Genomic DNA, 26250 nt, shown 5'->3' with positions numbered 1-26250 from the left:
TGGACCCGACCTTTTGTGGCTGGCGCCTCCATTGCGGCCGAATAAACTCGTCTTGACCAATCGGCGAACATCAAAACAGCCGATGGCCACGGATGGGAAGGCGGGGATGGGCAAGGTGGTTTCGTTCAAGCGTGCTTTGTTGATGGCTTCGGTGTCGACCGGGCTGGTATCGGGCTTGGTCTATGCGACCCCTGCCGACGCCGCGCCGGACGAGGAGACCAACGTCCAGAACCTGCCCCCGGTCGAGGTGACCGCACCACCGCCGGTAACGCGACGCGCGGCGCCGTCGCGACCTGTCGCGCGGATAGGGGCGCCGGGATCTGCGGCCCCGAGGACGCGCCTTTACGTCTATCCGACCTCGCCGGGCATCGGCCGAGGTCTCGACGTCGACAAGGTCCCGTCGGCGATCAATGCCGTCGATGCCAACCAGATCAGGCGCACCGGTTCGCTGAACGTCACGGACGCGCTGCGCGACAACATCGCCGGCGTCAACATCAGCGAAGTCACCGGCAATCCCTTCCAGCCGGATGTCGAATTCCGCGGCTTCGTCGCTTCGCCCGTGACGGGCACGCCGCAGGGGCTTGCGGTGTACCAGAACGGCGTCCGCATCAACGAGGCCTTCTCGGACGCCGTCAATTGGGACCTGATCCCCACCGCCGCGATCAGGTCGGTGACGCTGGTGACCAACAACCCGGCCTTCGGCCTCAACGCGCTCGGCGGCGCGATCAACCTGCAGATGAAGGACGGCTTCACCTATCAGGGCGCCGAGCTCGACCTCATGGGCGGATCGTTCGGCCGCATCCAGGGCTCGGCGCAATGGGGCAAGCAGGTCGACCAGAACTACGCCGTCTACGGTGCGCTCGAAGGCCTGCGCGACAACGGCTTCCGCAATTTTTCGCAATCGACCGTGCGGCGCTTCTACGGCGATGTCGGCTACAGGGCCGGCGACAGCGATTTCCACGTCAACATGGGGGCTGCCAAGAACGATTTCGGCGCCAGCGCCACCGTCCCGGCCGAACTGCTCGACAGATATTGGGGCGCGACCTACACCACGCCGCAGACCACCTCCAACCGCGTCGGCTATCTCAACCTGACCGGCAAGGTCGATGCGACGCCGACCTGGACGCTCGAAGGCACCGCCCGTGTGCGCAGGTACGAGCAGAAGGTGGTCGACGGCAACCCGACCGACGCGGAGGAGTGCGCTGCGGATCCGGCGCTGCTGTGCTTCGGCGATGACACCTCACCCGCCTTCGGTGCGGGCGGCGTGCAGCTTGCCAACCCGTTTGCGCCGGGAACGATCCTCGGCGCGATCGACCGCGGCTCGATCCGTTCGACCACGTTCGGCGTGTCGGGGCAGGCGACCAATACCGACCAGTTGCTCGGCCATGACAACCGCTTCGTGGTGGGAGCAACCTATGACGCCAGCGTCACGCGCTACAACGCCTCCTCCGAGATCGGCTCGATGGGAGAGAACTACGTCGTCAGCGGCAGCGGCGTCTTCCTGGGGCCGACTCCTGTCGCGGACCCCGTCGCCGGCCCCGTCTCGCTGAGGTCCGTCAATCAGTATAACGGCCTCTACGCGATGGATACCTTCAACGTCACGGACGCCTTCGCCATCACGGGCGGCGGCCGCTTCAATGTGGCGCGGATCACGCTGGAAGATCAGCTCGGGACTGCGCTCAACGGCGATCACACATTCACGCGTTTCAATCCGATCATCGGCGGCACCTACAGGATCACGCCGGAATTGACGGCTTATGCCGGCTATTCCGAGGCCAACCGCGTGCCGACACCGCTCGAGCTCGGCTGCGCCGATCCCGCGAGGCCCTGTCTCATCGCGGCCTTCCTGGTTGCGGATCCACCGTTGAAGCAGGTCGTCTCCAAGACCGTGGAGGCCGGTTTCCGCGGCACCAAGGAGCTGAACATCGGCACGCTCGGATGGAAGATCGGCGGCTTTCGCGCCACCAATCACGACGACATCATGGCAGTGCCGGTCGTCGGCCGGACTGGTTTCGGCTATTTCTCAAATGTCGGCCGGACACGGCGGCAGGGGCTCGAGGCCGAGGTCAACATCAAGTCTCCGACGCTGCAGTTCCAGGCGAGCTACGCCTTCGTCGATGCCCGCTTCCTTGATCCGCTCGAGCTCGGCTCGGAAAGCCCGTTTGCCGATGATATCTCCGAGACCATCCAGGTCAGGCCTGGCAACCAGATCCCGGCAGTCCCGCGCCACCGCGTCAAGGTCGGCGTCGACTATGCCGTGACCGACGTCTGGAAGGTCGGCGGCAACGCGCTGTTCGTCTCAAGCCAGTATCTGGTCGGCGACGAGTCGAACCAGTTCGCGAAGCTGCCGTCCTACACGGTGTTCAATCTCCACACCTCCTATCAGGTCGCGAAGAACGTCCAGCTCTACGGCCGCGTCGACAACATCTTCGACAAGCGTTACGTCACCTACGGCCAGTTCTTCGACCGCGACGCCTTGCCCAACTTCACCAATGGCGGCGCGGATTTCACCGACCCGCGCTCGCTCAGCCCGGCACGGCCGCGCGCATTCTACGCGGGCTTGCGGGTGACGTTCTAGAGTTTCACTCCACCTTCACTCTTTCGAGCGGTGCCGCGGCAACGCTCGCCTGCTCCCGGCCTTTGGCCGCACTCGCGCGGTGGCGTCGCTGCACCAGATATTGATCGCCGAGCACGCCGACCAGGATCACCGTTCCCATCACCGCGAAATTGAGCGAGCTCGGAATGCCCAGCAGGTTGACGAGATTCTGCAGCACCTGGAGCAGCACGGTGCCGAGCACGACGCCGATGATCGAGCCTTCGCCGCCGCGCAAGGAGCAGCCGCCGAGCACGGCGGCGGCAATGGCATAGAGCTCGTAGAACGAGCCGTGCACCGCCGGCGAAATCGAACGGGTGTACATCGCGATCAGGATCGCCGAGAACGCAGTCAGCCCGCCACAGATGACATAGGCCGAGATGATCACGCGATTGGTGCGAATGCCGGAGTAGCGCGCCGCTTCCTCGTTCTTGCCGACGGCGAAGAGATAGCGGCCGAACACCGAGCGGTGAAGCACCACCCAGGCGATCACGGCCACCACGGCGAGCGCCACCACGCTGTGCGGCAGCGGGAAGCCGAGCACGTTGGTGCGGCCGGCGGCCAGCCATTCCAGCATTGGAAAGCTCGCGCCGAAGCCGAAGCCCGCCGTCGCGTCCTCGGTGTAATAACGCGCCGCGCCGCGATAGATCAGCAGGCCGCACAGCGTGACCACGAAGGCCTGGATCCGCATCCTGGTCACCAGCGTGCCATGAACGAGGCCGATCACGAGCCCGGCCGCGACGATCATCATGAGGGCTACGACCCAGTTGACGTCGTGATTGACGATCAGGTCGATGAACAGGACGCCCAGCAGTGCGATCACCGAACCGACCGACAGCTCGATCCCGCCGATGATGATGATGAAGGCTTCGGCGATGGAGAAGATGCCGAACAGCCCGATCTGGTTGGCGGTGTTCGAGAGATTGCCGACGTACAGGAATCTCGGATTGATCAGGGCGACGACGGTCCCGACCACCAGAATCAGAACGAGAAGGCTCAGGTCTTTCTTGCTCAAGGTCCCTCCGCCGCGATTGTGTGGCCAACGGCAAGCTGCAGCACATTGTGCTCACTGAACTGGCTGCGATCAAGGAAGCCCGAGATCGCACCTTCATGCATCACCGCGATCCGGTCGCTGACCCCGATCACCTCCTCCATGTCGCTGGAGATCATCAGGATCGCCACCCCGGCATCGGTCAGGCGGCGCAGCATGCCGTAGATCTCCTGCTTGGCTCCGACGTCGACCCCGCGCGTCGGCTCGTCGACAATCAGCACCTTCGGCCGCATCGACAGCCATTTGGCGAGCACGACCTTCTGCTGGTTGCCTCCCGACAGCGAGCCGACGGCGGTCTTGACGTCGGGCGCGCGGATGTTGAGGCGCTCCCGCTGACGCACCGCATTCTCGTTCTCGCGTGCGCTATCCACCAGCCAGAAGCGGATATAGGACGCCAGATCCGGCAGCGAGATGTTTTCGGCGATCGAGACGTCGAGCAGCAGGCCGGCGCCCTTGCGATCCTCCGGAACGAGATAGACGCCTTGCTCGATGGCGGCACGCGGGCTTGCGATGCGGATCGGCTCGCCATCGAGCCGTATCGCGCCGCCACGCAACGGGTCGATGCCGAAGACGGCGCGGGCGAGCTCCGTGCGGCCGGACCCGACGAGACCGGCAAGCCCGAGGATCTCGCCGCGGCGGACCGATAGGCTCACGGCGCGGCCGGGATAGGTGTCGGTGACGGCATCGACGATCTCCAGCACGCTGTCGCCGGGCGGCGCGGCCGGCGGAACGTAGAGCGATTTCAGGTCGCGGCCGATCATCAAGCGGATCATCGCCGCCGGAGAGAGCTCCGCACGCGTCAGCGCGCCGACCACGCGCCCGTCGCGCAGCACGACCGCGCGATCGGCGCACTGCATCACCTCGTTGAGCCGATGCGTGATGAAGATGATGCTGACGCCGTGGGCTTTCAGACCGGCCACGGTCCGCATCAGGCGGTCCGTCTCGGCGAGCGTCAGGCTCGAGGTTGGCTCGTCCATGATGACGAGACGAGCGTCGAGCGAAAGCGCCTTCATGATCTCGACCAGCTGGCGCTGCGCCAGCGACAGGTCGGCGAGCGGCGCATCGGCCGCGAAATCGCAGCCCAGCCGCTCCAGCAGCGGCGCGACGTCGGCATACATCCGTTTGCGGTCGATGAGCCGCAAGGGCCCGCCGTGCACGGGCTCGCGGCCGATGAAGACGTTGCCGGCGACATCGAGATTGTCGAACAGGTTCAGTTCCTGGTGGACGAAGGCGATGCCCGCCTTGATCGCATCCGCCACGGTAAGCGAAGATCGCGCGGCACCGTCGACACGGATGAAGCCGCCGCTGGGCTCCACCACCCCGCCAAGCACGCGCATCAGCGTCGACTTGCCGGCGCCGTTCTCACCGATCAGCGCAATGACCTCGCCGGGCGACACCTGGAGATCGACGTGGTCGAGGGCGACCACGCCTGGATAGCTCTTGCTGATGTCGACCAGTTCGAGAAACGGTTCTGGCATGGCGGCCTGCGCGGGCCGGCAGCGCGGATATCTCCTATTTCTTCAGCATTTGCTTCATCGAGGCCATGAACTCGTCGACATTCGCCTTCTCGATGACCTTACCGGGCACGATGATGATACCGTTGGCCGGAATGCCGGACTTGTTGCCGCCGATGTAGTTCGCCATCAGCTTCATGCCCTGATAGCCCCATTCGAACGGCTGCTGCACCACCGTGCCGACGATGCTGCCTTCCTTGACGCCGCCGAGCGTGATCGGATCCTCGTCGAAGCCGATGATCTTGATCTTGTCGAGCTTGCCGGCCTCCTTGAGCACCTCGTAGATCCGCGGCGTGTTGTAGGAGTAGAAGCCGACGAGACAGCTCACGTCGGGCATGGCGGCGAGGATGTCCTCGACGTTGCGCTTGGCGCGGGTCTGGTCGATCTCGTCGCCGCGAACGTCGACGAGCTCGACCTTCGAGCCTTTGAGCGTCTCCTTCACGCCTTCGATGCGCTCGCGCGCATTGTCGGCGCCGGGCAGGCCGACGAAGCCGACGCATTTGCCGCCGTTCGGCAGCGCCTTGACCATCAGCTTTCCGGCCTCCTTGCCGAGGTCGGTGTTGGAGGAGCCGATATAGGCCACGCGCTTGGATTTCGGCGCGTCGCTGTCGGTGGTGAACAGGACGGTCTGGGACGCAACCTTGTTGAGATGCTCGGTCTGGTTCTTCGGATCGACCGCGCTGACCATGATGCCGGCGGCGCCGGCGGCGACGAGGTCGTCCATCACGCGCTGCTGCACGGCGGCCGCAGCCTGTTCCGGATACTTGAACTGGAGATCATAGTTGGGCAGCTCGCCCTGGGCCTTCTTCATCCCGGCCTCGGCGATCTTCCAGAAGTCGGACGCGCCGTTGACGACGAAGGCCAGAACCTTCTTGTCCGCCGCATCGGCCGGGCCGACACCCGCCGCAATCGCGAAGGCAACGGACACACCTGCAACCAAGAGACGCTGCATATCATTCCTCCCGTAAGGCGGTCGGCCCTTTTCGATGGCCAACTCTGCTTGAGCCCAGATTGGGCGCATGCCTCACCCCCAGCGGCGCGGCAATCAGCCGCCACCGCATCATTGCGGCAGAGGCGGGTCACCGACCCGGCCGGCGAGGTGAAATGAGGCACGTACCTCAAGCTAGCAGAAGCCCGCCGGGCGCGCAATTGGAAGCCACGGCCTGGACGTTCAACCGCCGCGCTCAGGCTGGTGGCGCCGGTCTCAAGGCAATTTTTCGGGTAATCCGCAGCTGGGGGCGTGCCTTTAACCAACTGGAAACCATCGCAAATGATCCTAAAATTGTAACGAAACTCTCCGTCGGTCTCCGCGTCGGTTCGCCGGAGGGCCCATCTCATGACAGAGCGCCAGTTGAGAGAGCACGAATTCCAGATTGCTCGTTACCGGCATCTGGAGCGCGAGGTGACCGATCCGCTTGCAGCGAGTCTGCTTCACAGCATCATCGAGGAGCTGGAGGCCGAGCTGCGCAAGGAAAGACCGGATTGGCACGGGCCCGGTCATTAACCGTTTGTTGGCGCTAATGATGCCAATTGTCGGCGTGGGAATACCAGGGGAGGCTGCTCCCATGCTGAAGGACGGCACCTACGCGGCGTGGTACAAGACGCCGATCGACCAGGGCACGGGGATCGTCCATGTCGCAGACGGCCAGATCTGGGGCCGTGACAGCCTGATGACCTATCACGGCACCTGCCAGATCGATGGAGATCGCTTCACCGCCATCGTATTGACGAAGCGTCACACCGACGGTCGCGCCACCGTGTTCGGCAACGATGATGAGCTGACGTTGACGATCGAAGGAAGCTGTCCTGGCAAGATCGCGACCTACACCGCGACGGCACCTCAGGCGCCGGGCATGATCCTGCACGGAACGCTCATCCTGACGGAAAAGCAGCCGCCGCCGCGCGAGCGGACCGAACAGATGGCGGCGTTCAATCCGGACAAGCTGCCGAAATTGCCGAGGCGCTCGCGCTGAACGCACCGCGACATGTCCCAGAGACCAAGCTAGCCCAGCAATCCGTCGAGATCGGAATAGATGACGTCGGCCGTACGCTGATAGTGCTGCTGAAGCAGATGCACGGCCCGTTCACTGTCCCTGCCGAGAACCGCCTGAAGGATATCGCTGTGCTCGGCACCGACCTTGCGTGCTGGATAGGCCTTCGCAATCGACATCATGCGATACCGATAGAGCCGGTCGGCGAGTTGCTCGCAGAAACCGAGCAGCGGCCGTGAGCCGCAAAGACCGATTAGCGTCGTGTGGAAGGCACGGTGCACCTTCTCCCAATCCGGATTGTCCTCGAATGTATCGTGCTTGAGCGAGCGCGGCGTACGATCAAGCCTGTGATGCGCAACCAGCAGAGCCTCTTCCCAGGTCTGGGTTGCATTCTGCATGGACTCGCGGAGCGCCAGGCCTTCCACCCAGCATCGGGTCTTGGTCAGCTCCTGCAACTCCTCCTTGCTGACCTCCTTCACATAGAAGCCGCGTTGCTCCATGCCGACGACGAACTCTTCGCTGGTCAGGCGGTTGAGCGCTTCGCGCAGCGGGGTCTGCCCCACATTGTACTGCTCCATCAGGAAGCGCGACTGGAGCTTGCGACCGGGCTCAAGCCGCGTCGTCAGGATGTCAGCCTTGAGGCGCGCGTAGATCGTGGTGGCCAGGGTGGCCGGTTGATCGTCAGTGCTCATGGGCATCCCATCCGAATCTCCAGCGCTTGTATACATTAGCACGCCTCAAGCCAGTTATTTATAAATTTGTGCTTTACGGCTTACTTTATACATATTATGAGGGAGGGCGCTCGCGTTCTCTTCTAAGGAAGCCCAAATGCCCGACTTTCCGGTAACGGCCCTGCGCAGTGTCGAGCTCACGACGCCGCGGCTTGCCGGCTCGGTCGAGTTCTACAGCAAGGTCTGGGGCCTCGACGTCGCCGCGGAAGCGGGCGGCACGGTGTACCTTGCCGCGACGGGCAGCGACTTCCACGTCCTCGAGCTCACGCCGGGCGAGGCGACATCGCTCCGCAAGATCAGCTTCCGCACTCGCTCGCACGACGATCTGCACCACCTGTTCGGGCGTGCGCGGCAGGCCGGCTGTGAGGTGATCAGCTCGCCCGCGCCGTCGCTTGCGCCGTCAGGCGGGACGAGTTTCCTGGTCCGCGAGGCGCAGGGATGCGCGATCGAGTTCGTGCATGGCGATCGCACCAAACAGGCGCGCGTAATCGCCGACCGGCCCGAGCGGCTGGCGCACGTCAACATCAACAGCGCCAACATCGAAAAGCTCTCCGCCTTCTACCAGGAGACCTTGGGATTCCGGCTGTCGGATCGATCCAAGCTGATGGCGTTCCTGTGCTGCAACAGCGATCACCACGCGATCGTGCTTGCGGAGGCTCCTCGCAACGGCCTCAATCATGTGGCTTTCCTCATGCCCGATCTCGAGTCCGTCATGCGTGGCTCCGGCCGCATGATTGATCATGGCTATCCGATCGGCTGGGGCGTGGGCCGCCACGGTCCGGGCGACAACGTGTTCGCCTATTTCGTCGATCCGACAGGTGCCGTGGTCGAATACACAGCCGAAGTCTTGCAGATCGACGACAGCTACGTCGCGAAGGGCCCGAGCGATTGGGTCTGGCCTCCGGGACGGAGCGATCAATGGGGCATAGCCCCGCCGAAATCGGAAGCCTGTAAAGCGGCCCAGCTCGCCGTTCCCTTCGCAATGGCTCGCGCATGACGGATACGGCCGGCGGCCTCGATTGCGACGTGCTCGTCGTCGGCTTCGGGCCGACCGGCGCCGTTGCTGCAGGCCTGCTCGGCCGCCTCGGTCATCGCATCCTCGTCATCGACAGGCTGACCGACGTGTACGACAAGCCGCGCGCGATCGCGCTCGATCACGAGATCTTCCGTCACTTCGACAATATGGGCCTTGCAGGTGCAATCTCGCCCTATATCGAGCCCTTCACCGCATCGGAGCATTTCGGCGTCGACGGCCAGTTGATCCGCCGCATCGACATGGTCGCAAAGCCCTATCCGCTTGGCTACACGCCGAGCATGGTGTTCAGCCAGCCCGCGGTCGAGGCCGAACTGCGCCGCCACGCGACCGGTTTTTCCAATGTGCGTGCCGAGCTTGGCGTCGAGCTCCTGGGTCTCGTGCAAACGCCCGATCGCGTCGAGGCGCGTCTGAAGGAAAGCGATGGTCGGCACCGTTCCGTGACCGCGCGCTACGTGCTCGGCTGCGACGGCGCATCGAGCACCGTGCGTCAGATCGCAGGTCTCGCGCTCGAGGACCTCATCTTCGATGAACCCTGGCTGGTGGTCGACGTCCGCGTGAACGAAGACGCGCTTGCGCGCCTGCCGCAATGCTCCGCGCAATTCTGCAATCCGGCGCGCCCCGTAAGCTTCCTGATCTGTCCTGGGAATCATCGCCGCTGGGAGATCATGCTCCTGCCGGGAGAAGACGCGCGGCTGATGGAGCGGCCCGAGAACGTCTGGAAGCTGCTCGCGCCCTGGCTCACGCCACAGGACGGGGAATTGTGGCGGGCCGCCTCCTATCGCTTCCATGCCCTCGTCGCCGCCGAGTGGCGCAGCGGCAGGATGCTGATCGCCGGCGATGCCGCGCACCAGCAGCCTCCCTTCATCGGCCAGGGCATGTGCCAGGGCCTGCGCGACGCCACGAACCTGGTCTGGAAGTTGGATCATGTGCTCAAGGGCGTCTCCTCCGACAGCCTGCTCGACAGCTACACGGTCGAACGCAGGCAGCACGTCATCGAGCTGACCGGCAAGATCAAGGCGATCGGTCAGTCCATCTGCGAACGCGATCCGGCAGCGGCCCGGCGGCGCGATGCGCAAATCCTGGCTGAGGGCGGCGGCAAGCCGCTGCTGCTGACGCGGCAGGAAATCATTCCGCCGCTCCGCGCAGGATGCCTGTCACAGCACGAGATGCCCGCACGTGGCACGCTGTTTCCGCAGCCGCGCATCGCGAGCGGCCGTACTGATCGCTTGCTGGACGATGTGACCGGGACCGGCTGGCGCGTGGTGATCGACGGCCGCAGCGATGATGCCGCTTCCATGCTCTCGCTCTGTGCCGCGCGCCTCGACGTATCGGCGGCGGCAGTCGCGCCTGCCGGCGCGGGTCTGCCAAATGCGCTTGAGGAGACCGATGGCGTGCTCGCGAGCTGGTTCGACCGCCACGGTGTCGTCGCTGCGATCGTGCGACCAGACCATTACGTTTTCGGAACCGTGCGCAACGCCTCCGAGCTCGGCGATCTCTTGGCCGAGGCCGAGCTGCGTCGTCGCGACGTCCGAGCAACACAAGATCCCCGATCTGACATGGAGAGAATACCGTGAAGCTTGCCACCGTGGCGATCGACGGCCGCACCACCTGGGGCATTGTCGAAGACGAAACCTTTTTCGATCTCGGCACCGCACTCAAAGCGCGCTATGCCGATCTCAAGGCCGCCATCGGCGCCGGCTTCGCCGGCGTTGCGGATGCAAAGACCTCCGTCGCCGGTGTTCCGATCTCAACGGTCACCTGGCTCCCGGTCATCCCGAACCCGGACAAGATCCTGTGCGTGGGCCTGAACTACGAGACCCACCGCAAGGAGACCGGCCGCGCCGAGGTCGATCATCCCACCATTTTCTCGCGCTATGCCAACAGCCAGACCGGACATCTGCAGCCGATCGTGCGGCCGCGCGTCTCGACCCACCTCGACTTCGAAGGCGAGCTCGCGGTCGTCATCGGCAAGGCGGGACGTTACATCTCCCGCACGGATGCCATGGATCATGTCGCGGGATACGCCTGCTACAATGACGGCAGCATTCGCGATTTCCAGCGTCACACCCATCAATTCACACCGGGCAAGAATTTTCCGGATACCGGCGCGTTCGGACCCTGGATGATGACGCCGGACGAGCTCGGCCCGCTCGGCGAGCTCAAGCTCCAGACCCGCCTCAATGGACAGGTCGTGCAGGAAGCGCTGATCAAGCAGATGATCTTCGATATCCCGCGCCAGATCGAATACTGCTCCACGTTCACGCGGCTCGAGCCCGGGGACGTCATCGTCAGCGGAACGCCGGGAGGCGTCGGTGCGCGGCGCGAGCCGCCGCTCTGGATGAAGCCTGGCGATGTCGTCGAGGTCGAGGTCGAACGCCTCGGCGTGCTCACGAACGTCATCAAAGACGAAGCCTGATCTGGCGACTGCTGCCGGCGCCGGCAGCGGCGCGCGAACGACCAATAATGGCCCGCAAAGCGGGATCTCCAGGGAGGAACACCCATGTCCGGATTGTCCCGTCGTCTGCTCCTCGCCGGCGTCGCGCTATGCTGCTCTCTACCGGCCTTCGCGCAGTCCTGGCCGCAGCGGCCCGTGACCGTCGTGGTGCCTCAGCCGGCGGGCAACAGCCCCGACGTGATGTGTCGCCTCATCACCGAAAAACTCTCGCGAACCTTCGGGCAGCAGTTCGTCGTCGAGAACCGACCGGGCGCCGCAAACCTTGTCGGCACGCAGGCGGTCGCCCGTGCGGCTCCGGACGGCTACACATTGCTGTTCGCCACGTCGGCGGCGCTCGTCACCAATCCCTACACGTTCAAGAAGCTCCCCTACGATCCCGTGAAGGACTTCGTGCCGGTCGCGATGGTGGCCAAGAGCAACCACGTCCTTCTCGTCAATCCCGAGGTGAAGGCCAAGACTCTGCCGGAATTGATCAAGCTCGAAAAATCGGCGCCGGGTTCGTTGAGCCTCGCCGTTGACGGTGCGCGCAATCTCTCGGGCCTGATCGCCCAAGCGATCAACAAGAGCGCCGGAACCGGCTTCGTTCTCATCCCCTACAACACGACCACCAATGCGGTGCAGGACGCCATCTCAGGCCGCATCCAGGTGACGATCCAATCGGCCTCGATCGCCGAGGCCTTCATCAAGGTGGGTACGCTGCGACCGGTTGCGGTGGCAGGTTCCAAACGGATCGACTCCCTGCCGGACGTTCCCGCGATTGCGGAGATGCTGCAAAGCGTCGATCTCCAGGGCTGGTTCATGTTCATGGCCCCGGCCGGTACGCCTGCCGACATCGTCGAAAAACTGAGCGCCGAGATTGCACGCGCCCTGGAATCGTCCGATGTGCGCGAGCGCGCGCCAACCCTCGGCTTCGATGTGCGTGTCGGCGATGCCGTGACGACGGCCGGCGCCAAGCGCTTCCTCGATGACCAGCTCGCCTCGTCCGGCAGGATCATCCAGGGGCTCGGCATCGAGCCTGAATAGGCGCTTCCGGAGCTGGCGTCACGGTACGGCTACAACAACCATCGCGGGGGCCGCATCCCATGTCGGACAAGATCTCGCGTTAGCTCCGAACTCATCTGCAGCGCTTCGTCATTCTTCCTCCGGCCAGCCCCGGGCGAGTATCGCCGCCTGTTTCAAGGTGATGCTTCGGACCAGCGGATCCGCATGACGGTGCACGAGTTGCCAATCCGTGCCGTTCTTGCGGTAGACTTCGGTCACGCGCAGCGACCAGTCTTGAGCCGGCAACCCGCCCACTTCGGCGCGCTGGCGCTCGACCATGACGAGAGCGACGAGCGCGTCCGATGCATAAGTTTGCAACACCTCGAGTTCGGTTTCGCCTTCCCTGAAGTATCGCGATAGGGCAGCCAGACGCTGGGGGCTAGCGTCGAATCCCCGACTTGTAGGCCCGCCAAAGGGCTGCATCAGCGTGAAATCGGGCGCGATGCGGACAAGCTGGGACCAGCGATCCATATCGCCACGCATGAAGGCGGCATTCTTCTCGCGGGCGCGTTCGACGAGGCCTGCTATCGCGTCGCTCCCCGCGGCCGCGTCGGCCGAAAGCTGACCGGACAGGGTAATTGCTGCGGTAGCGCCCATCATCGAGCGCCGCGATATCTTTCCCTGCTCGCATGGCCACCTGTTCAGCCCGGACGGTTTCTTGGTCATTTGTAAGCTCCTGATCGAACGACGAGCCCAATGCATGAAGCCTTGATCTCAATGAATCCAGCGATATGATTTCAGCAACATGCTGAACCAAATTGATCTATCCAGGATTGATCTGAATCTCCTCGTGCTCTTCCGCGTGGTCCTGGAAGAGCGCCATGTCGCGCGTGCAGCCGCTCGGCTGAGCCTGACGCCGTCGGCTGTCAGCCATGCGCTTGGCCGGCTCCGTCTTCTGCTGAACGATCCGCTGTTTTTGCGAACCCCGAAGGGCGTCGTTCCGACGGCGCGCGCCCTGGAGCTTGGTGAGCCGGTGGCCGAGATCATCGCGCGCGTCGAACAGCTGATCGGCTCGGCTGCGCCGTTCGACCCGGAGCAAAGCGGCCGTCGGTTCACGATTGGGGCTCCCGATGCCGTACTGGTCTCCGAAATCGGTCCGCTCCTGCGATCGATCGCGACCGCAGCGCCTCACATCGACATCGGGCTCATCCACCTGATGCCTGCGCCGCGCGGTGGCGCGATCGGAGAGCCTTGGCAGCAAAGCCTCGACATGCTCGAACGACGCGAGCTCGATATCGCAATGTTGCCGCTGCCGGCGGTATCACCGCGTTTCGAGGCGCGCAGGCTTTACGAGGAGGAGTTCGTGCTGGCCATGCGCAAGGCACATCCCTTCGCAAAAGCGCTAACCCATGCTGCGTTCGCGCAATCACAGCACCTGCTGGTCTCTCTCAGTGGGGAACCGCGTGGTTTCGTCGATGAGATGTTGGCAAAACGCGGCCTCGAACGCCGCATCGCTTTGACTGTCCCGAATTTCATGATGGCGCTGGCCCAGCTGTCCGGGTCTGATCTGATCGCCGCATTGCCGCGCCGACTGGTGGAGCAGCACGCCGGCCGTTTCGGCCTGGTGTTTGTCGAACTGCCTTTCGCGCGCAAACCGGATACGATCCGGGCCATCGCGACCAAGGCGGCTATGAGAGACGCAGGCATCGCGTGGCTGATGCAGATTGTGGTCGGTTCAATCGGAGCAGGCCGACGCTAGAATGCACCCGCTTCTCAAATCGCCCGGAACTGTTCATTGTGCCGGCCCGAAACGAAAAGAAGTGGAGCAGCATCAATGACGGACGGGGTCTCGCGCCGCCGGTTTGCCAAGCTGGCGGGATTGTCCGCAGCCGGGATTGCGAGTCCCCTTGTCGTCGAAGCCAAGCCGGCTCGGCCGCCGCGCAATGCAGGCGGCTTTCCCGCGGGCTTTCTCTGGGGCACGGCGACCTCGTCGTATCAGGTCGAGGGCGCGGTGAACGAGGACGGGCGAGGGGCCTCGATCTGGGACAAGTTCGTCCGCATCCCCGGCAAGATCGAGGACGGCACCACCGGCGACCGCGCCAACGAGCACTATCACCGCTACAAGGAGGACATCGCCCTCATCAAGGAGCTCGGCTGCAAGGCCTATCGCTTCTCGGTGGCCTGGCCGCGGCTGTTTCCGGACGGCGACGGCAAGCCCAATCCGAAGGGGCTCGACTTCTACAATCGTCTGGTCGACGAGCTCTTGCGGAACGGCATCGAGCCGTGGTTGACCCTCTATCATTGGGATCTGCCACAATCGCTCGAGGATCGCTTCGGCGGCTGGCGTTCGACCGAGACCTGCAAGATCTTCGGCGACTATGCGGCCTATGTCGCAAAGCACCTCACCGACCGCGTCAGGAACGTGTTCACGCTGAACGAGAGCGGGCGCTTCGTCCATTTCGGTTACGGCGTCGGCATCGACGCGCCGGGCTTGAAGCTGCCGCAAGCCGATGTCAACCAGATCAGGCACAACAGCGCGCTGGCGCACGGGCTCGCAGTGCAGGCGGTGCGCGCCCACGGTCGGCGCGGCACCAGGGTGGGGCCGGCGGAGAACATCGATGCCTGCGCGCCTGCGTTCGATACGCCGGAAAACGTGCGCGCCGCGGAGATCGCGCTGCGCGAGATGAATGCCGGCTATCTCAACGTCATCATGACGGGCCGCTATACCGACGCCTTCCTGAAATACGCCGGGCCCAACGCGCCGAAATACACCGATGCGGAGCTCAAGATCATCTCCTCGCCGGTCGATTTTCTCGGTCTCAACATCTACGCGCCGCAGAACTATGTAGTGCCGTCCGACCAGGGCGCGGGCTTCAAGCCGCTGCCGATCCCGAAATCCTTCCCGCACATGAACTCGGACTGGCTGCGCGTCGGACCCGAGACGATCTATTGGGTGCCGAAACTGGCGGCGAAGATCTGGAAGACGGATGCGATCTATATCAGCGAGAACGGCACCTCCGGCGACGATGTGGTGTCGCCCGACGGCAAGATCTACGACACCGACCGCATCATGTATCTGCGCAACTATCTCGCCCAGCTTCAGCGCGCCACCGACGAAGGCGTGCCGGTGCGCGGCTATTTCCTCTGGAGCCTGATGGACAATTTCGAGTGGGTGTATGGCCTCAACAAGCGTTTCGGGCTGTACCACGTCAATTTCGACACCCAGGTCCGCACCGCAAAGCTCAGCGCCAGCTTCTACCGCAACGTGATCGCGAAAAACGCGGCGGGGGCGTAGCGGCTTTCTTCATGTCGAGCCATCTGAGAGATCCTGACAGCTCGTCATGCCCGGGCTTGTCCCGGGCATCCACGTTCTTCCCGCCTGGAGCAAGGCGTGGATGGCCGGGACAAGCCCGGCCATGACGTCGCTGAGGCTTTCGTGTAGCGGAAAATCCGGGAGAGGGGCGGGAGAAACCGTGTAGCGCCGTGCATTGACTCTCTTCTCCCCCTTATTCAAAACCGTCCTCAACACTCATAAAAGAGGACGACGCCAATGCCTGACGCGCTGATCATTGATGCCTGCCGCACGCCGCGGGGTATCGGCAAGGCCGGCAAGGGAGCCCTGTCGGGCATTCATCCGCAGCAGCTCGGGGCGATCGTGCTGCGCGCACTCGCCGACCGCACCGGCATCGACACCGCCGACGTCGACGACATCGTCTGGGGCTGCAGCGCGCAAGTGGCGACGCAGAGCGGCGATCTCGGCCGCATGTCGGCGCTCGATGCCGGCTACGACGTGCGTGCCAGCGCGGTGACGCTGGATCGTTTTTGCGGTTCCGGCATCACCAGCGTCAACATGGCGGCATCTTCGATCATGGCCGGTGCCGAGGATCTCGTCATCGCCGGCGGCTGCGAGATGATGTCGATGGAGGGACGCCGCGGCGGCGGTCCGATGATGATGGACGGCGGCAATCTGCGCCTGCGGGCACGGCATCCGCAGTCGCATCAGGGCGTCTGCGCCGATGCGATCGCGACGCTGGAGGGCATCACCCGAAGCGACGTCGACGCGCTCGGGCTGGAGAGCCAGAAGCGCGCCGCGCACGCGATCGCGAACGGCCACTTCAAGAAGAGTCTCGTGCCTGTGCACCGCGAGGACGGCAGCCTGGCGCTGGATCACGAAGAATACCCGCGGCCGCAGACCACGATGGAAGGCCTCAGCAGCCTGAAGCCGGCGTTTCCGGCAATCGCGGACTACGCGCTGGACGACAAGGGCACGACCTATCGCGGCCTGATCCTGCAAAAATACCCTGATCTGAAGATCGACTTCGTGCATCACGCCGGCAACTCCTCCGGCGTCGTCGACGGCGCTGCCGCGATCCTTTTGGCCTCGCCCGCTTACGCCAAGGCCCATGGCCTCAAAGCCCGGGCGCGCGTCGTCGCGATGGCCAACATGGGGGACTCGCCGACCCTGATGCTGAACGCGCCGGTGCCGGCAACGCGCAAGGTGCTGGCCAGGGCGGGCCTCACCATCGACGACATCGACCTGTTCGAGATCAACGAGGCCTTCGCCGTGGTGGCAGAAAAATATATCCGCGACCTCAAGCTCGACCGGGCCAAGGTCAACGTCAACGGCGGCTCGATCGCGCTCGGCCATCCCATCGGCGCCACCGGCTCGATCCTGATCGGCACGGTGCTGGACGAGCTCGAACGGCGCGACCTCAAGCGCGGTCTCGTCACAATGTGCGCCGCCGGCGGCATGGCGCCCGCCATCATCATCGAGCGCGTCTGACCACTCGCCCACTCACTTTCTCCCCATTTTTACGGGGAGGGAGACCGCCGACTTGCGATCCGACCCTTATTTTTCAGGGTGAAACACGACCGGTCCTTCACAAAGAGGCCGGTCGTCGCTTGTCGAAAGCGGCGAATCAGTTCTAGCAAGATGTCGTGCGGGCCTTTGAAACAAGGCAAAAACCGCTGCCCAAGGCTTCCTCCGCGCCGGAAGTAGCTAAAAAGCAGGGTTTTTTGTCACAGCAGGCCAGAAAAGCCCGTAATTCCGCGACAAAACTGTGCAGAAGGCTATAGGCCTTCAACGGTTGGTCTAATATGCAACCGGCAACGAATCAGAGGAGACACGATGCCAACCCAGATGTCCAAATCGCAATTGATCGAAAAGATTGCGACCGCCACCGAGCTTTCCAAGCGTGACGTCAAGAACGTCATGGAGACGCTGACCGACGTCGGCCACAAGGAGCTCAAGAAGAACGGCCTGTTCCTGGTGCCGGGCTTCGCCAAGTTCGTGGTCATCAAGAAGCCCGCGACCAAGGCGCGCAAGGGCACCAACCCGTTCACGGGTGAAGAGATGATGTTCAAGGCCAAGCCGGCCCGCAAGATCGTCCGCGCCCGCCCGGTCAAGGCCGCCAAGGACGCCGTGGGCTAACAACGCAAAGGCCCCCTCGAACGAGGGGGCCTTTTGTCTGGGGCAGCCGCGAGGGCCTGAGACGGAGGGCTCAACCCTTGCGGCGCTTCACCCGGACCGGGACTGGCTGAAGCCGCGGCTCGGGTCCTGCGAGCGTATCGCGAATCCGGTCGATCGCCCGATCCAGCAACTGGCGCAGCCGCTGCGTCTTCCGCGATCGCTTCGCTCTTTCCAGCAGTTTCTTCATCGCTTACTCCGCCGCTTGCTTGGCTTCGGCCGGCTCGAGCGCCGCGGCGATGGCTTCGTCGACGCGCTCCAGCCAGATGAATTCGAGGTTGTCCCGCGCGCTCTTCGGGATGTCGTCGTAATCCCGTTTGTTGCGCGCCGGCAGCATCACCCGCTTCAGGCCGGCCGCAGCCGCAGCCACCACCTTCTCCTTGATGCCGCCGACCGGGAGCACCAGGCCGCGCAGCGAGATCTCGCCGGTCATCGCGGTGTCGCTGCGCACCGTGCGGTTAGTGAGCAGTGACGTCAGCGCCGTGAACATCGCAACGCCCGCGCTCGGCCCGTCCTTCGGGGTTGCGCCCGCGGGGACGTGAACGTGGATGTCGCTCTTCTCGAACGCTTGCGGATCGATGCCGAGCTGAGCGGCTTTGCTCTTCACCAGCGTCAGCGCAGCCTGCACGCTCTCGCGCATGACGTCGCCGAGCTGGCCGGTCAGGATCAGCCCGCCCTTGCCGGGCACGCGCGTGGCTTCGATGAACAGGATGTCACCGCCGACCGGCGTCCAGGCGAGGCCGGTGGCCACGCCCGGAACGCTGGTGCGCAGTGCGATCTCGCCCTCGAAGCGCGGCTGGCCGAGCACGGTGGCGATGTCCTTCGCCGTCACCACCACCTTCGCGGCCGTGCCTTCGGCGACCTGCACCGCAGCATGGCGGAACACCTTGCCGATCTCACGCTCGAGGTTACGCACCCCGGCCTCGCGGGTGTAGCCCTTGACGATCAGCTTCAAGGCCTCCGGCTCGATCTCGGACTGCTCGGCCGAGAGGCCGTTGGCCTCCAGCTGCCGCCGCACCAGATAGCGCCGCGCGATCTCCAGCTTCTCGTCCTCGGTGTAGCCGGCGAGGCTGATCAGCTCCATGCGGTCCAGCAGCGGACCCGGGATCTGGTCCAGCATGTTGGCGGTCGCGATGAACACGACGCGCGACAGGTCGAAGGGCACGCCCAGGTAATTGTCCCGGAACGTTCCGTTCTGCTCGGGGTCGAGCACCTCCAGCATGGCGGCGGAGGGATCGCCCTGCACGCCGCGGCCCATCTTGTCGATCTCGTCCAGCATCATGACGCAGTTCCGCGCGCCCGCCTTCTTGATGCCCTGGATGATGTTGCCGGGCAGCGCGCCGATATAGGTGCGGCGGTGACCGCGGATCTCGGCCTCGTCATGCACGCCCCCTAAGCTGACGCGCACGAAGGGGCGATCCATCGCGCGTGCGATGGACTGGCCGAGCGAGGTCTTGCCGACGCCGGGCGGGCCGACGAAGCACAGGATCGGGGCCTTGCCCTGCGGGGCGAGCTTGCGGACCGCCAGATATTCGATGATCCGGCTCTTGATCTTCTCCAGGCCGAAATGGTCGGCATCCAGGATGGCTCGCGCTTCCTTGATGTCGATCGGCTTCTCCTCGGGCAGCGCCCAGGGCAGCTCGATCAGCCAGTCCAGATAGGTGCGGACCATGCCGGCCTCGCCGGCAGCTTCCGGCATGCGCTCGTAGCGGCGCAGCTCCTTCTTGGCATGCGCCTCCGCCTCCGGCGGCATGTTGGCCCTGGCGATCGCTGCCGTCAGCTCGGTGACCTCGGCCTGCTTGCCGTCGCCTTCGCCGAGCTGGCGCTGGATGGTCGCCATCTGCTCGCGCAGGATCGCCTCGCGCTGCCGCTCGTCGAAGGAGGCTTTGGTCTGCTGGCCGATCTCCTTGGAGATGCGCAGGACCTCCAGCCGCTCAGCCAGGTGCTTCGACACCTTCTCCACGCGAAGAGCGAGGTCGATGGTCTCCAGAACCTCCTGCTTGTCCTGCGGCTTGATGTCCATGAACGAGGTCGCCAGATCCGCCAGCGCGCCGGGAGCGCTGGTGCCCTGGAACATCGCGGCGAGCTCGGGCGGCGCCTGCGGCAGCAGCTCGATCGCCTCGATGGCCTGGCGCTGCAGGTTCAGCGCCCGGGCCTCGATCTCGGGCGAGGTCGTGGCCGGCTCGGGAATCTGCTGGAAGCGCGCGGCCGGGAACGGCGTTCCCGGCAGGAAGTCGAGGATGCGCGCGCGCTGCACGCCCTGGCAGACGATGTGATGGGTGCCGTCGGGCGCGGTGATGTAGCGCACGATGTTGGCGATGGTTGCGACCCGATAGAGATCGTCCGGCCCGGGGTCATTGGTCTCGGGGCTGCGCTGCAGGACGATGCCGATCGGCCGCTGCTCGCGCAGTGCCTGCTGCGCGGCGGCAATCGACTTCGCCCGGCCGATCGTGATCGGCGCGATGGCGCCGGGAAACAGCACCATCTCGCGCACGGGGACGATGATCAGCGCGTCGTCGGGGATCTTCACGTCGTTGTTGGCTTGTTCGTTGTTCATCGGTTCGGTGGCCATGATCGACCTCAGGATTTCGCGAGGCGCAGAGCGACGCAGCCGTCCATCACGAAACGGCTGATGGCGTAGCGGCCCAGGGGAAGCGCAATGCGCCGCTCGAAGCGGCCTTGCGGCAGCTCGAGCCGATGGATGCGGGCGTTGCGCAGCTCCGGCGGCAGGGTGCGCTGACCCGAGATGACGAGCACGCCGTCGTGGATGACGGTCTCGACATTGTCCGGATTGACGCCGGGAAGCGCGACGAGGATGAGGAGCTCACGCTCGGTCTCGAGCACGTCGATCGGCGGCTCCCAGCAGGCTTCCTGGCGGCCGAACTGCTGGCGCAGCCGATCGGCGCGGGTCAGCGAGTCCAGGGCTTCGGACAGCATCCAGTCGAGGGGATTTTTGGGTTGCATGATGCAGGCTCGGGGCTGGCAAAGCCTGCATATGGGGCTGGTTCCAAGGAATTCCAGTGCGATGGCGCTGATGTGCCATGCGCCGTCGTGTGATCAAGCCAAGCGAACGCCGCGGCATGTCGCCGCGACGTTCCGTTCATTGGCGCGGGTCAGGCCGCCGCGCGGTACTCTTCTTCCGCTTCGAGGTTGATCACGGAGGTGGCGAGCTGGGTCAGCGTCTGATCGGTCGCCTCTTCCTCGTCCAGCGTCTCCTGGAGCAGCCTTGCTGCGTCCTGCATGCCGAGCTCCTCGGCCCAGGTCCGCAACGTGCCGTAGCGGGATATCTCGTAATGCTCGACCGCCTGCGCTGCCGCGAGCAGTCCGGCATCGAGCGCCGGCGCGCCCTTGAACTCCTTCATGATCTCGGCGCCCTCGTCGGTGATGCCGTTGATGGCCTCGCAGGGCTTGCCGCGGGCCGGCTTGCCCAGCATCCTGAAGATCTGGTCGAGCCGTTTGACCTGGCCCTGGGTCTCGCGCAAATGCTTGTTGAAGGCGGCCGCAAGCTCCTTGGAATTCGCGGCCTTGGCCATCTTGGGCAGGGTCTTGATGATCTTGTTCTCGGCGAAATAGATGTCCTTCAGCGTCTCCAGAAACAGGTCGCTGAGCATCTTCGGCGCCTGACGCGGCCGGCGCGCCGCGGTCTTCTTCGTCGTGCGTTTCTTCGCTCTCTTAGCCATACGTCCTCCTCATGAGGCGACACGGGAAGGCCTCGCCTTCCTCAATCCTCGGGCGATCAAAGCCGTCGGAGAACGAAAGTTCCAAACTGCAACCTCGCTCAGGTCGACCGCTTGTAAGGGTCCTCCTGGCGCTGCCGTGCCTCGGTGTTGCGATCGAGCTGCGCCCGCTCGCTGCGGCGCAGGTTGCCGGCCTTCATCACCCCGTAAACCAGGGCTCCGCCGAGCACGAACGCGCCGATGAACCAGAGCCAAAGCATCTGGGCCGAGGCGTGGCCCAGGAGCATGCTAATTCCGCTGTCGCTCATGATTGGTCTCCACAATTGTCCATTGCTGCCACGCTGAGCTAAGTCGGCGACCGAAACCTCGTTCCATGCGGCCGCAGCCTGTGGCGCCGGTCCCGGGTAGCCGCACCGGAACGGCGAGCAGGTCCAGGTCGAGGTGCCCGAGCCCGGTTTGCGCGTCGAGATGGGACCCGGCGTGATCATCATCGCCGTCGTCCGCGTCCTCGGCGCTGCTCGCCGCCTATTCCGTGCTGTTGTCATCAACGAGGGCGCGGCGGTTCGGACCAGCTTGTCTTGGCGCTGCGACAATCTGTTAACCTGTCGCTATCCCGTTCGGCCGGAGTGTCACGGGATCCGGGACGCTTTCGCTTGCACTGTCATGTTGCTTTGACGTAACTCGTCCAACAAGCCCTCGACAGGAAAGCGAGATGTCGATGACAGCGGACGAGCTCGCCAAGAGACAGGCCATCATCGACGCCTGCCGGCGCATGAACGCGCTCGGCATCAACCAGGGCACATCGGGCAATATCAGCGTCCGGCATGTGGACGGGCTCCTGGTCACGCCGACCAGCGTGCCCTATGAGGCCATGAGTCCGGACCAGATCGTCTTCATGGCCATGGACGGTTCGCACCCGCCGGGCCAGAAGCCGTCGAGCGAATGGCGCTTTCATCGCGACATCCTGAAGTCGCGGCCCGACGTCAACGCCGTCGTGCACGCCCACCCGACCCATTGCACCATCCTGGCGATCATGGGCATGGAGATCCCGCCCGTGCATTACATGATCGCGGCTGCCGGCGGCGACAGCATCCGCTGCGCGCCCTACGCGACGTTCGGAACGGCGGAGCTGTCCGAGCATGCGGTGCGGGCGCTGGAGGGCCGGCTCGCCTGCCTGCTCGACCATCACGGCATGATCGCGATCGGCAAGACCTTGGACAAGGCGATGTGGCTGGCGGTCGAGGTCGAGACGCTGGCGCGGCAATATCACGGCTGCCTTCAGATCGGACAACCGCCGCTGCTTCCCAGCGAGGAGATCGAACGGGTCCGTCAGCGCATGGCCGGCTACGGCCTGTCGGAAGAATAGGGCGGGCCAGACGGTGTTGGTGCGGATCAGACATCTCGTCGATCGCAAGAAGACGAACCGCACCATGGTTCGGCTGCGCGCGCTGTTGCGCAGCAACGAGTTCTACCTGATCCCGCTCGCGCTCGTGATCGGCACGCTCGCTGGCGCGGTCGTCACGCTGATGGCCCACATCGCCCAGATCGCACATGTGGTGATCTACGGCATTCCCGTTGATGTCCACCTGTCGGCTCACGCGAGCGTCAGTCCGTGGGCGGCATTGATCGCCCCTGCACTCGGTGGGCTGTCGCTCGGCATCATGGAATGGTCGCGGCGGCGCATGAAGATCTCGAACGCGGTCGACCCCATCGAGGCCAACGCGCTGCGCGGCGGCAATCTGTCGATGCGCGACAGCGTGGTGGTGTCGAGCCAGACCCTGATCTCGAACGGCTGCGGCGCCTCGGTCGGCCTCGAGGCCGGCTACACCCAGATCGGCTCGGGCATCGCCTCGCAGCTCGGCAAGTTCTTCAATCTCCGCCGCAACGATCTGCGCCTGATGGTCGGCTGCGGCGCTGCTGCCGCGATCGCGGCGGCGTTCGGTGCGCCGATCACCGGCGCCTTCTATGCGTGCGAGCTGATCGTCGGCGTCTATGCCGTGGCCAGCGCCGCGCCGATCCTCGCCGCCTCCCTCGCTGGCGCCTTGACCGCGCAGTGGCTGGGCGGCGCGCCATACTCGCTGGAGATACCCAAGGTCAGCGCCGTCGGCGTCGAGCAATATCTGGCACTGATCGGGCTCGCCCTTATCACCAGCGGCGTCGGCATCGCCGTGATGCGCTCCTCGCCGATGTTCGAACGCCTGTTCGCCTGGATGCCGGTCTGGCTCCGTCCCGTGATCGGCGGCCTCATCGTCGGCGGGTTCGCCATCATCACGCCGCAGGTTCTCGCGGCCGGTCATGGCGCCATGGTGCTCGATCTCTTCCACGACATGACGATCGGCCTGATCGCGCTGATCATCGCCTTGAAGGTGACGGCCTGTTTGATCTCGCTCGCCTCGGGCTTCCGCGGCGGCCTGTTCTTCGCCTCGCTGTTCGTCGGCAGCCTGATCGGAAAGTTCTTTGCCGCGGTGCTGCTGCTCATCAGCCCGAACTTCGCGATCGATCCGCTGGTGGCGATGTTGACCGGCATGGCGACGCTCGGCGTCGCCATCGTCGGTGGCCCGCTCACGATGTCGTTCCTCGTGCTGGAGATGACGCGCAACGTCGACGTCACCGCCGTGGTGCTGGCCGGCTGCATCGTGACCTCGATCTGCGTCCGCTTCATGTTCGGCCATTCCTTCTCGACCTGGCGCCTGCATCTGCGCGGCGAGACCATCCGCAGCGCCAACGACGTCGGCTGGCTGCGCAACCTCACGGTCGAACGCCTGATGCGCTCGGACGTCGGCAAGGTGCCCTCGACCACGACAATCGCGGCCGCGCGCCGCGAGTTCGCGCTCGGCTCGCGGCCGGGAATCGTCATCGTCAACAATGCGGACGAATATATCGGCCTCGTCCTGCTGCCCGATTTGTTCTCCAGCGATCTCGACACCATCGCCGACGACATCCAGGTGATCGAGCTCGCTCGCCTGATCGACATCGTGCTGATCCCGGAAATGAACGTGAAGTCGGCGATGGCGGTGTTCGACGAGGCCGAGGCGGAGATGCTGGCGGTGGTCGATTCCACCGACAGCCGCAAGGTGGTCGGCTTCCTCACCGAGAGCTTCGCCCGCCGCCGCTATGTCGAGGAGATCGACAAGGCGACGAGAGGCGTGCTGGGGGCGCTGTCGTAACGCGCGGCTACCTGGCGGGTGGCGCTGCGACGAGCCAGGCCACGATCCGGCGGACCAGCGGCAGCACCACGAGCAGCGTCGGGAAGGCGACGAGCCAGGACAGTCCCCAGGCGCCCGGCCAGGTCGCCAGGAACGCCGGCGTTGCCCCCAGGCTCCGCAGCGTCGAAATGACCGACACCACCGCCGTCATGAGGATGGACAGCACGAATGGCGTCACGATCGGCGCATAGCGCGCCGGCAGTTTGCGAACCACAATCATCTGGTTTCTCTAGGAAAAGGACGCGTCGATCACGTTGAACCCTGGAAAATGGCATCGATCCCGACGGCGTCGGTTGATGCGTTGGTTCACGTGAAACGCTTACGGCGACCGAAAACGGCGCGGCCGTTCATTAACCGCTCAGGTTGGCTGGTTCAAGCTGGATCTGATCGTTCGGTTTACAATCGTTCAAAGCGTGGCAGATCGCCGCGATCATGAAACCGTTTCAGTGATTTGCGGATTGTGGATCGTTTGCTTATGTTTCTTTGGGCGAGAACAGAGGGAATTCGAACATGAGTATTGGACCCGTGATTTCCGCAGCCGGCCGCAACACGATCGTGGTCTTGCTCGCAAGCTTCGCCCTGGTTGCGGCTTCCGCATCCCCGTCCGCCGCGGCGTCGGCGGGGACACCGGCCGCCAAGTCGGCTGACAAGGCGGCTGTTGCCGGCCAGGCTGCCTCCGACGCCACCGATTTCAGCGCGCACCGGCGTCGGTATTATCATCGACGCGGGCCGAATGCCGCGGGTCTCGCCTTCATGGGCGTGGCCGCAGGCCTGATCGGAGGTGCGATCGCAGAGAGCCGGCGCCGCGAATATTATGAAAACCGCTATTATTATGGCTATGGCCCGCGCTACTACGGCGGTCCTGGTTACTACGGCGGTCAGGGCTATTACGGCGGCGGCAGTCCTTTCTATTACGATCCGGGCTATCGTTACGCACCGTACTGAGGTGTTTCGCCCGGCTGTCAACCTGCTCGCGCGAAAATATTCTGCTTTACCGAAATTCGGAAATATCGTATGTGTCGCTCATCCCGGCTCAATCTCGAGGGGCGATCATGAGGTCGTCTTGATCGCGAGCCGGGCTTGCGGTGGACGCGGCAGCGTCGGGCGCGATGGTAGCGGGCAGGGAGGGTAGTCCCCGGTGAGCCTGCGGCCGCGCGCGGACGAACGGCGCTGCTAGGTCTCGTCTCGTCTTGCAAGTTTCCGGCGCTGTCGACGGGGCCAGGGAATACTGCGGGCGAAATGGCGGGCCGTGCGTACGGCAAAACCGTGTGGTCCTGGCCGTCGTTGCTACGGTCAAGCGCTCGCGGATGCGGCATTGGCGTCAACCGGCGCGGTGCTGGTGAATTCCGTGAGCGCGAGGGAGGCCAGAGGGAACTCGGCTCCCGGGAGAGCGCGGCATAAGCCGTCCGACCATCGCGCGGGGAAGGCCGTGTGTTGGGCTTCACCTGTATGCTGCTGTGCGGTTCTTCCTGCGTGTGCATTTCGCGCAGCGGACCGCGGGTGCCGCCGGCACCCGGCCTTCCCTGCGCCCTCTTGGCTACGAGGGCG

25 protein-coding genes are annotated in these 26250 nt (G+C 64.6%); 14 read left to right on the top strand and 11 right to left on the bottom strand.

Going from position 1 to position 26250, the window contains the following annotated elements:
* Positions 1-106 precede the first annotated feature (106 nt).
* Complete coding sequence (locus tag AC24YW_RS25650; RefSeq protein ID WP_487485328.1) at positions 107-2578, top strand: TonB-dependent receptor; 2472 nt, start codon at positions 107-109, stop codon at positions 2576-2578.
* 4 nt (positions 2579-2582) lie between these two features.
* On the opposite strand, the gene AC24YW_RS25645 is transcribed toward AC24YW_RS25650, so the two are convergent.
* The 3 genes from AC24YW_RS25645 to AC24YW_RS25635 are packed head-to-tail and all read right to left on the bottom strand — an operon-like array spanning position 2583 to position 6110.
* Positions 2583-3608 (bottom strand): ABC transporter permease, encoded by a 1026-nt coding sequence (locus tag AC24YW_RS25645; RefSeq protein WP_487485327.1) that lies wholly within the window; start codon positions 3606-3608, stop codon positions 2583-2585.
* The gene (locus tag AC24YW_RS25640) at positions 3605-5122 is read right to left on the bottom strand and encodes a sugar ABC transporter ATP-binding protein (protein ID WP_487485326.1); all 1518 of its coding nucleotides are present in this window, start codon (positions 5120-5122) and stop codon (positions 3605-3607) included. Before AC24YW_RS25640 ends, AC24YW_RS25645 begins: the two co-directional genes overlap by 4 nt.
* A gap of 34 nt (positions 5123-5156) precedes the next feature.
* A complete protein-coding gene (locus AC24YW_RS25635; RefSeq protein WP_487485325.1) occupies positions 5157-6110 on the bottom strand; it encodes a sugar-binding protein in 954 nt (317 codons plus the stop codon).
* A 384-nt stretch (positions 6111-6494) separates the two neighbouring features.
* Between AC24YW_RS25635 and AC24YW_RS25630 the strand changes: the two genes are divergently transcribed.
* The gene (locus tag AC24YW_RS25630; RefSeq protein ID WP_487485324.1) at positions 6495-6662 is read left to right on the top strand and encodes a hypothetical protein; all 168 of its coding nucleotides are present in this window, start codon (positions 6495-6497) and stop codon (positions 6660-6662) included.
* Between the two features lie 61 nt (positions 6663-6723).
* Positions 6724-7131: a hypothetical protein gene (locus AC24YW_RS25625; RefSeq protein WP_487485323.1), complete on the top strand. Its 408-nt coding sequence runs from the start codon at positions 6724-6726 to the stop codon at positions 7129-7131.
* Positions 7132-7160: 29 nt separating this feature from the next.
* On the opposite strand, the gene AC24YW_RS25620 is transcribed toward AC24YW_RS25625, so the two are convergent.
* On the bottom strand, positions 7161-7841 hold the full coding sequence (locus AC24YW_RS25620; protein WP_487485322.1) for a GntR family transcriptional regulator: 681 nt from the start codon (positions 7839-7841) through the stop codon (positions 7161-7163).
* A 136-nt stretch (positions 7842-7977) separates the two neighbouring features.
* Here AC24YW_RS25620 and AC24YW_RS25615 point away from each other — a divergent pair, with 136 nt between their 5' ends.
* From AC24YW_RS25615 to AC24YW_RS25600, 4 genes are all read left to right on the top strand, one after another.
* Positions 7978-8877 carry a VOC family protein gene (locus tag AC24YW_RS25615; RefSeq protein WP_487485321.1) on the top strand — a complete coding sequence of 300 codons (900 nt, stop codon included), beginning with the start codon at positions 7978-7980 and terminating at the stop codon, positions 8875-8877.
* On the top strand, positions 8874-10490 hold the full coding sequence (locus tag AC24YW_RS25610) for a bifunctional 3-(3-hydroxy-phenyl)propionate/3-hydroxycinnamic acid hydroxylase (RefSeq protein ID WP_487485320.1): 1617 nt from the start codon (positions 8874-8876) through the stop codon (positions 10488-10490). Before AC24YW_RS25615 ends, AC24YW_RS25610 begins: the two co-directional genes overlap by 4 nt.
* Positions 10487-11332 (top strand): fumarylacetoacetate hydrolase family protein, encoded by an 846-nt coding sequence (locus AC24YW_RS25605; RefSeq protein ID WP_487485319.1) that lies wholly within the window; start codon positions 10487-10489, stop codon positions 11330-11332. Before AC24YW_RS25610 ends, AC24YW_RS25605 begins: the two co-directional genes overlap by 4 nt.
* A gap of 84 nt (positions 11333-11416) precedes the next feature.
* Positions 11417-12394, top strand: a complete 978-nt coding sequence (locus AC24YW_RS25600; protein ID WP_487485318.1) for a Bug family tripartite tricarboxylate transporter substrate binding protein — start codon at positions 11417-11419, stop codon at positions 12392-12394.
* A gap of 108 nt (positions 12395-12502) precedes the next feature.
* Here the strand turns inward: AC24YW_RS25600 and AC24YW_RS25595 are convergent, their stop codons facing one another.
* Positions 12503-13078 carry a YybH family protein gene (locus AC24YW_RS25595; RefSeq protein ID WP_487485317.1) on the bottom strand — a complete coding sequence of 192 codons (576 nt, stop codon included), beginning with the start codon at positions 13076-13078 and terminating at the stop codon, positions 12503-12505.
* Positions 13079-13157: 79 nt separating this feature from the next.
* Here AC24YW_RS25595 and AC24YW_RS25590 point away from each other — a divergent pair, with 79 nt between their 5' ends.
* The 4 genes from AC24YW_RS25590 to AC24YW_RS25575 all read left to right on the top strand — a co-directional run bounded on the left by AC24YW_RS25590 (position 13158) and on the right by AC24YW_RS25575 (position 17783).
* Complete coding sequence (locus tag AC24YW_RS25590; RefSeq protein WP_487485316.1) at positions 13158-14111, top strand: LysR family transcriptional regulator; 954 nt, start codon at positions 13158-13160, stop codon at positions 14109-14111.
* A gap of 75 nt (positions 14112-14186) precedes the next feature.
* The gene (locus AC24YW_RS25585) at positions 14187-15647 is read left to right on the top strand and encodes a GH1 family beta-glucosidase (protein ID WP_487485315.1); all 1461 of its coding nucleotides are present in this window, start codon (positions 14187-14189) and stop codon (positions 15645-15647) included.
* 255 nt (positions 15648-15902) lie between these two features.
* On the top strand, positions 15903-17135 hold the full coding sequence (locus AC24YW_RS25580; protein ID WP_487485314.1) for an acetyl-CoA C-acetyltransferase: 1233 nt from the start codon (positions 15903-15905) through the stop codon (positions 17133-17135).
* A gap of 345 nt (positions 17136-17480) precedes the next feature.
* The gene (locus tag AC24YW_RS25575; protein ID WP_018320691.1) at positions 17481-17783 is read left to right on the top strand and encodes an HU family DNA-binding protein; all 303 of its coding nucleotides are present in this window, start codon (positions 17481-17483) and stop codon (positions 17781-17783) included.
* A gap of 70 nt (positions 17784-17853) precedes the next feature.
* Here AC24YW_RS25575 and AC24YW_RS25570 read toward each other — a convergent pair whose 3' ends face one another.
* The 5 genes from AC24YW_RS25570 to AC24YW_RS25550 all read right to left on the bottom strand — a co-directional run bounded on the left by AC24YW_RS25570 (position 17854) and on the right by AC24YW_RS25550 (position 21804).
* Positions 17854-18009, bottom strand: a complete 156-nt coding sequence (locus AC24YW_RS25570; protein WP_487485313.1) for a hypothetical protein — start codon at positions 18007-18009, stop codon at positions 17854-17856.
* Positions 18010-18012: 3 nt separating this feature from the next.
* Entirely contained in the window at positions 18013-20391 is a 2379-nt protein-coding gene (gene lon / locus AC24YW_RS25565; protein WP_487485312.1) for an endopeptidase La, read from the bottom strand.
* An 8-nt stretch (positions 20392-20399) separates the two neighbouring features.
* A complete protein-coding gene (locus AC24YW_RS25560) occupies positions 20400-20783 on the bottom strand; it encodes an Hsp20/alpha crystallin family protein (protein WP_024342525.1) in 384 nt (127 codons plus the stop codon).
* 149 nt (positions 20784-20932) lie between these two features.
* Complete coding sequence (locus AC24YW_RS25555) at positions 20933-21499, bottom strand: YciE/YciF ferroxidase family protein (protein ID WP_487485311.1); 567 nt, start codon at positions 21497-21499, stop codon at positions 20933-20935.
* 98 nt (positions 21500-21597) lie between these two features.
* Complete coding sequence (locus AC24YW_RS25550) at positions 21598-21804, bottom strand: hypothetical protein (RefSeq protein WP_487485310.1); 207 nt, start codon at positions 21802-21804, stop codon at positions 21598-21600.
* A 404-nt stretch (positions 21805-22208) separates the two neighbouring features.
* Between AC24YW_RS25550 and AC24YW_RS25545 the strand changes: the two genes are divergently transcribed.
* Both AC24YW_RS25545 and AC24YW_RS25540 read left to right on the top strand, forming a co-directional pair.
* Positions 22209-22862, top strand: coding sequence for an L-fuculose-phosphate aldolase (locus AC24YW_RS25545; RefSeq protein ID WP_487485309.1), 654 nt, complete (start codon positions 22209-22211; stop codon positions 22860-22862).
* A 13-nt stretch (positions 22863-22875) separates the two neighbouring features.
* A complete protein-coding gene (locus tag AC24YW_RS25540; RefSeq protein ID WP_487485308.1) occupies positions 22876-24663 on the top strand; it encodes a chloride channel protein in 1788 nt (595 codons plus the stop codon).
* Between the two features lie 7 nt (positions 24664-24670).
* On the opposite strand, the gene AC24YW_RS25535 is transcribed toward AC24YW_RS25540, so the two are convergent.
* Entirely contained in the window at positions 24671-24922 is a 252-nt protein-coding gene (locus tag AC24YW_RS25535) for a DUF2798 domain-containing protein (protein ID WP_487485307.1), read from the bottom strand.
* A 290-nt stretch (positions 24923-25212) separates the two neighbouring features.
* Between AC24YW_RS25535 and AC24YW_RS25530 the strand changes: the two genes are divergently transcribed.
* Positions 25213-25647, top strand: coding sequence for a hypothetical protein (locus AC24YW_RS25530; RefSeq protein ID WP_487485306.1), 435 nt, complete (start codon positions 25213-25215; stop codon positions 25645-25647).
* Positions 25648-26250: the final 603 nt, after the last annotated feature.

The organism is Bradyrhizobium sp. USDA3516 (assembly GCF_057651995.1).
The sequence above is the reverse complement of the archived record's forward strand: the minus strand, read 5'-3'. Positions and strand labels throughout refer to the sequence as shown.

Bases quoted from the DNA above. Each gene is read 5' to 3' on its own strand.
- AC24YW_RS25650 (WP_487485328.1), top strand. From the start codon at position 107: ATGGGCAAGGTGGTTTCGTTCAAGCGTGCTTTGTTGATGGCTTCGGTG.
- AC24YW_RS25640 (WP_487485326.1), bottom strand. From the start codon at position 5,122: ATGCCAGAACCGTTTCTCGAACTGGTCGACATCAGCAAGAGCTATCCA.
- AC24YW_RS25635 (WP_487485325.1), bottom strand. From the start codon at position 6,110: ATGCAGCGTCTCTTGGTTGCAGGTGTGTCCGTTGCCTTCGCGATTGCG.
- AC24YW_RS25630 (WP_487485324.1), top strand. From the start codon at position 6,495: ATGACAGAGCGCCAGTTGAGAGAGCACGAATTCCAGATTGCTCGTTAC.
- AC24YW_RS25625 (WP_487485323.1), top strand. From the start codon at position 6,724: ATGCTGAAGGACGGCACCTACGCGGCGTGGTACAAGACGCCGATCGAC.
- AC24YW_RS25620 (WP_487485322.1), bottom strand. From the start codon at position 7,841: ATGAGCACTGACGATCAACCGGCCACCCTGGCCACCACGATCTACGCG.
- AC24YW_RS25615 (WP_487485321.1), top strand. From the start codon at position 7,978: ATGCCCGACTTTCCGGTAACGGCCCTGCGCAGTGTCGAGCTCACGACG.
- AC24YW_RS25610 (WP_487485320.1), top strand. From the start codon at position 8,874: ATGACGGATACGGCCGGCGGCCTCGATTGCGACGTGCTCGTCGTCGGC.
- AC24YW_RS25600 (WP_487485318.1), top strand. From the start codon at position 11,417: ATGTCCGGATTGTCCCGTCGTCTGCTCCTCGCCGGCGTCGCGCTATGC.
- AC24YW_RS25595 (WP_487485317.1), bottom strand. From the start codon at position 13,078: ATGACCAAGAAACCGTCCGGGCTGAACAGGTGGCCATGCGAGCAGGGA.
- AC24YW_RS25590 (WP_487485316.1), top strand. From the start codon at position 13,158: ATGCTGAACCAAATTGATCTATCCAGGATTGATCTGAATCTCCTCGTG.
- AC24YW_RS25585 (WP_487485315.1), top strand. From the start codon at position 14,187: ATGACGGACGGGGTCTCGCGCCGCCGGTTTGCCAAGCTGGCGGGATTG.
- AC24YW_RS25580 (WP_487485314.1), top strand. From the start codon at position 15,903: ATGCCTGACGCGCTGATCATTGATGCCTGCCGCACGCCGCGGGGTATC.
- AC24YW_RS25575 (WP_018320691.1), top strand. From the start codon at position 17,481: ATGCCAACCCAGATGTCCAAATCGCAATTGATCGAAAAGATTGCGACC.
- AC24YW_RS25570 (WP_487485313.1), bottom strand. From the start codon at position 18,009: ATGAAGAAACTGCTGGAAAGAGCGAAGCGATCGCGGAAGACGCAGCGG.
- lon (WP_487485312.1), bottom strand. From the start codon at position 20,391: ATGGCCACCGAACCGATGAACAACGAACAAGCCAACAACGACGTGAAG.
- AC24YW_RS25560 (WP_024342525.1), bottom strand. From the start codon at position 20,783: ATGCAACCCAAAAATCCCCTCGACTGGATGCTGTCCGAAGCCCTGGAC.
- AC24YW_RS25555 (WP_487485311.1), bottom strand. From the start codon at position 21,499: ATGGCTAAGAGAGCGAAGAAACGCACGACGAAGAAGACCGCGGCGCGC.
- AC24YW_RS25550 (WP_487485310.1), bottom strand. From the start codon at position 21,804: ATGAGCGACAGCGGAATTAGCATGCTCCTGGGCCACGCCTCGGCCCAG.
- AC24YW_RS25545 (WP_487485309.1), top strand. From the start codon at position 22,209: ATGTCGATGACAGCGGACGAGCTCGCCAAGAGACAGGCCATCATCGAC.
- AC24YW_RS25535 (WP_487485307.1), bottom strand. From the start codon at position 24,922: ATGATTGTGGTTCGCAAACTGCCGGCGCGCTATGCGCCGATCGTGACG.
- AC24YW_RS25530 (WP_487485306.1), top strand. From the start codon at position 25,213: ATGAGTATTGGACCCGTGATTTCCGCAGCCGGCCGCAACACGATCGTG.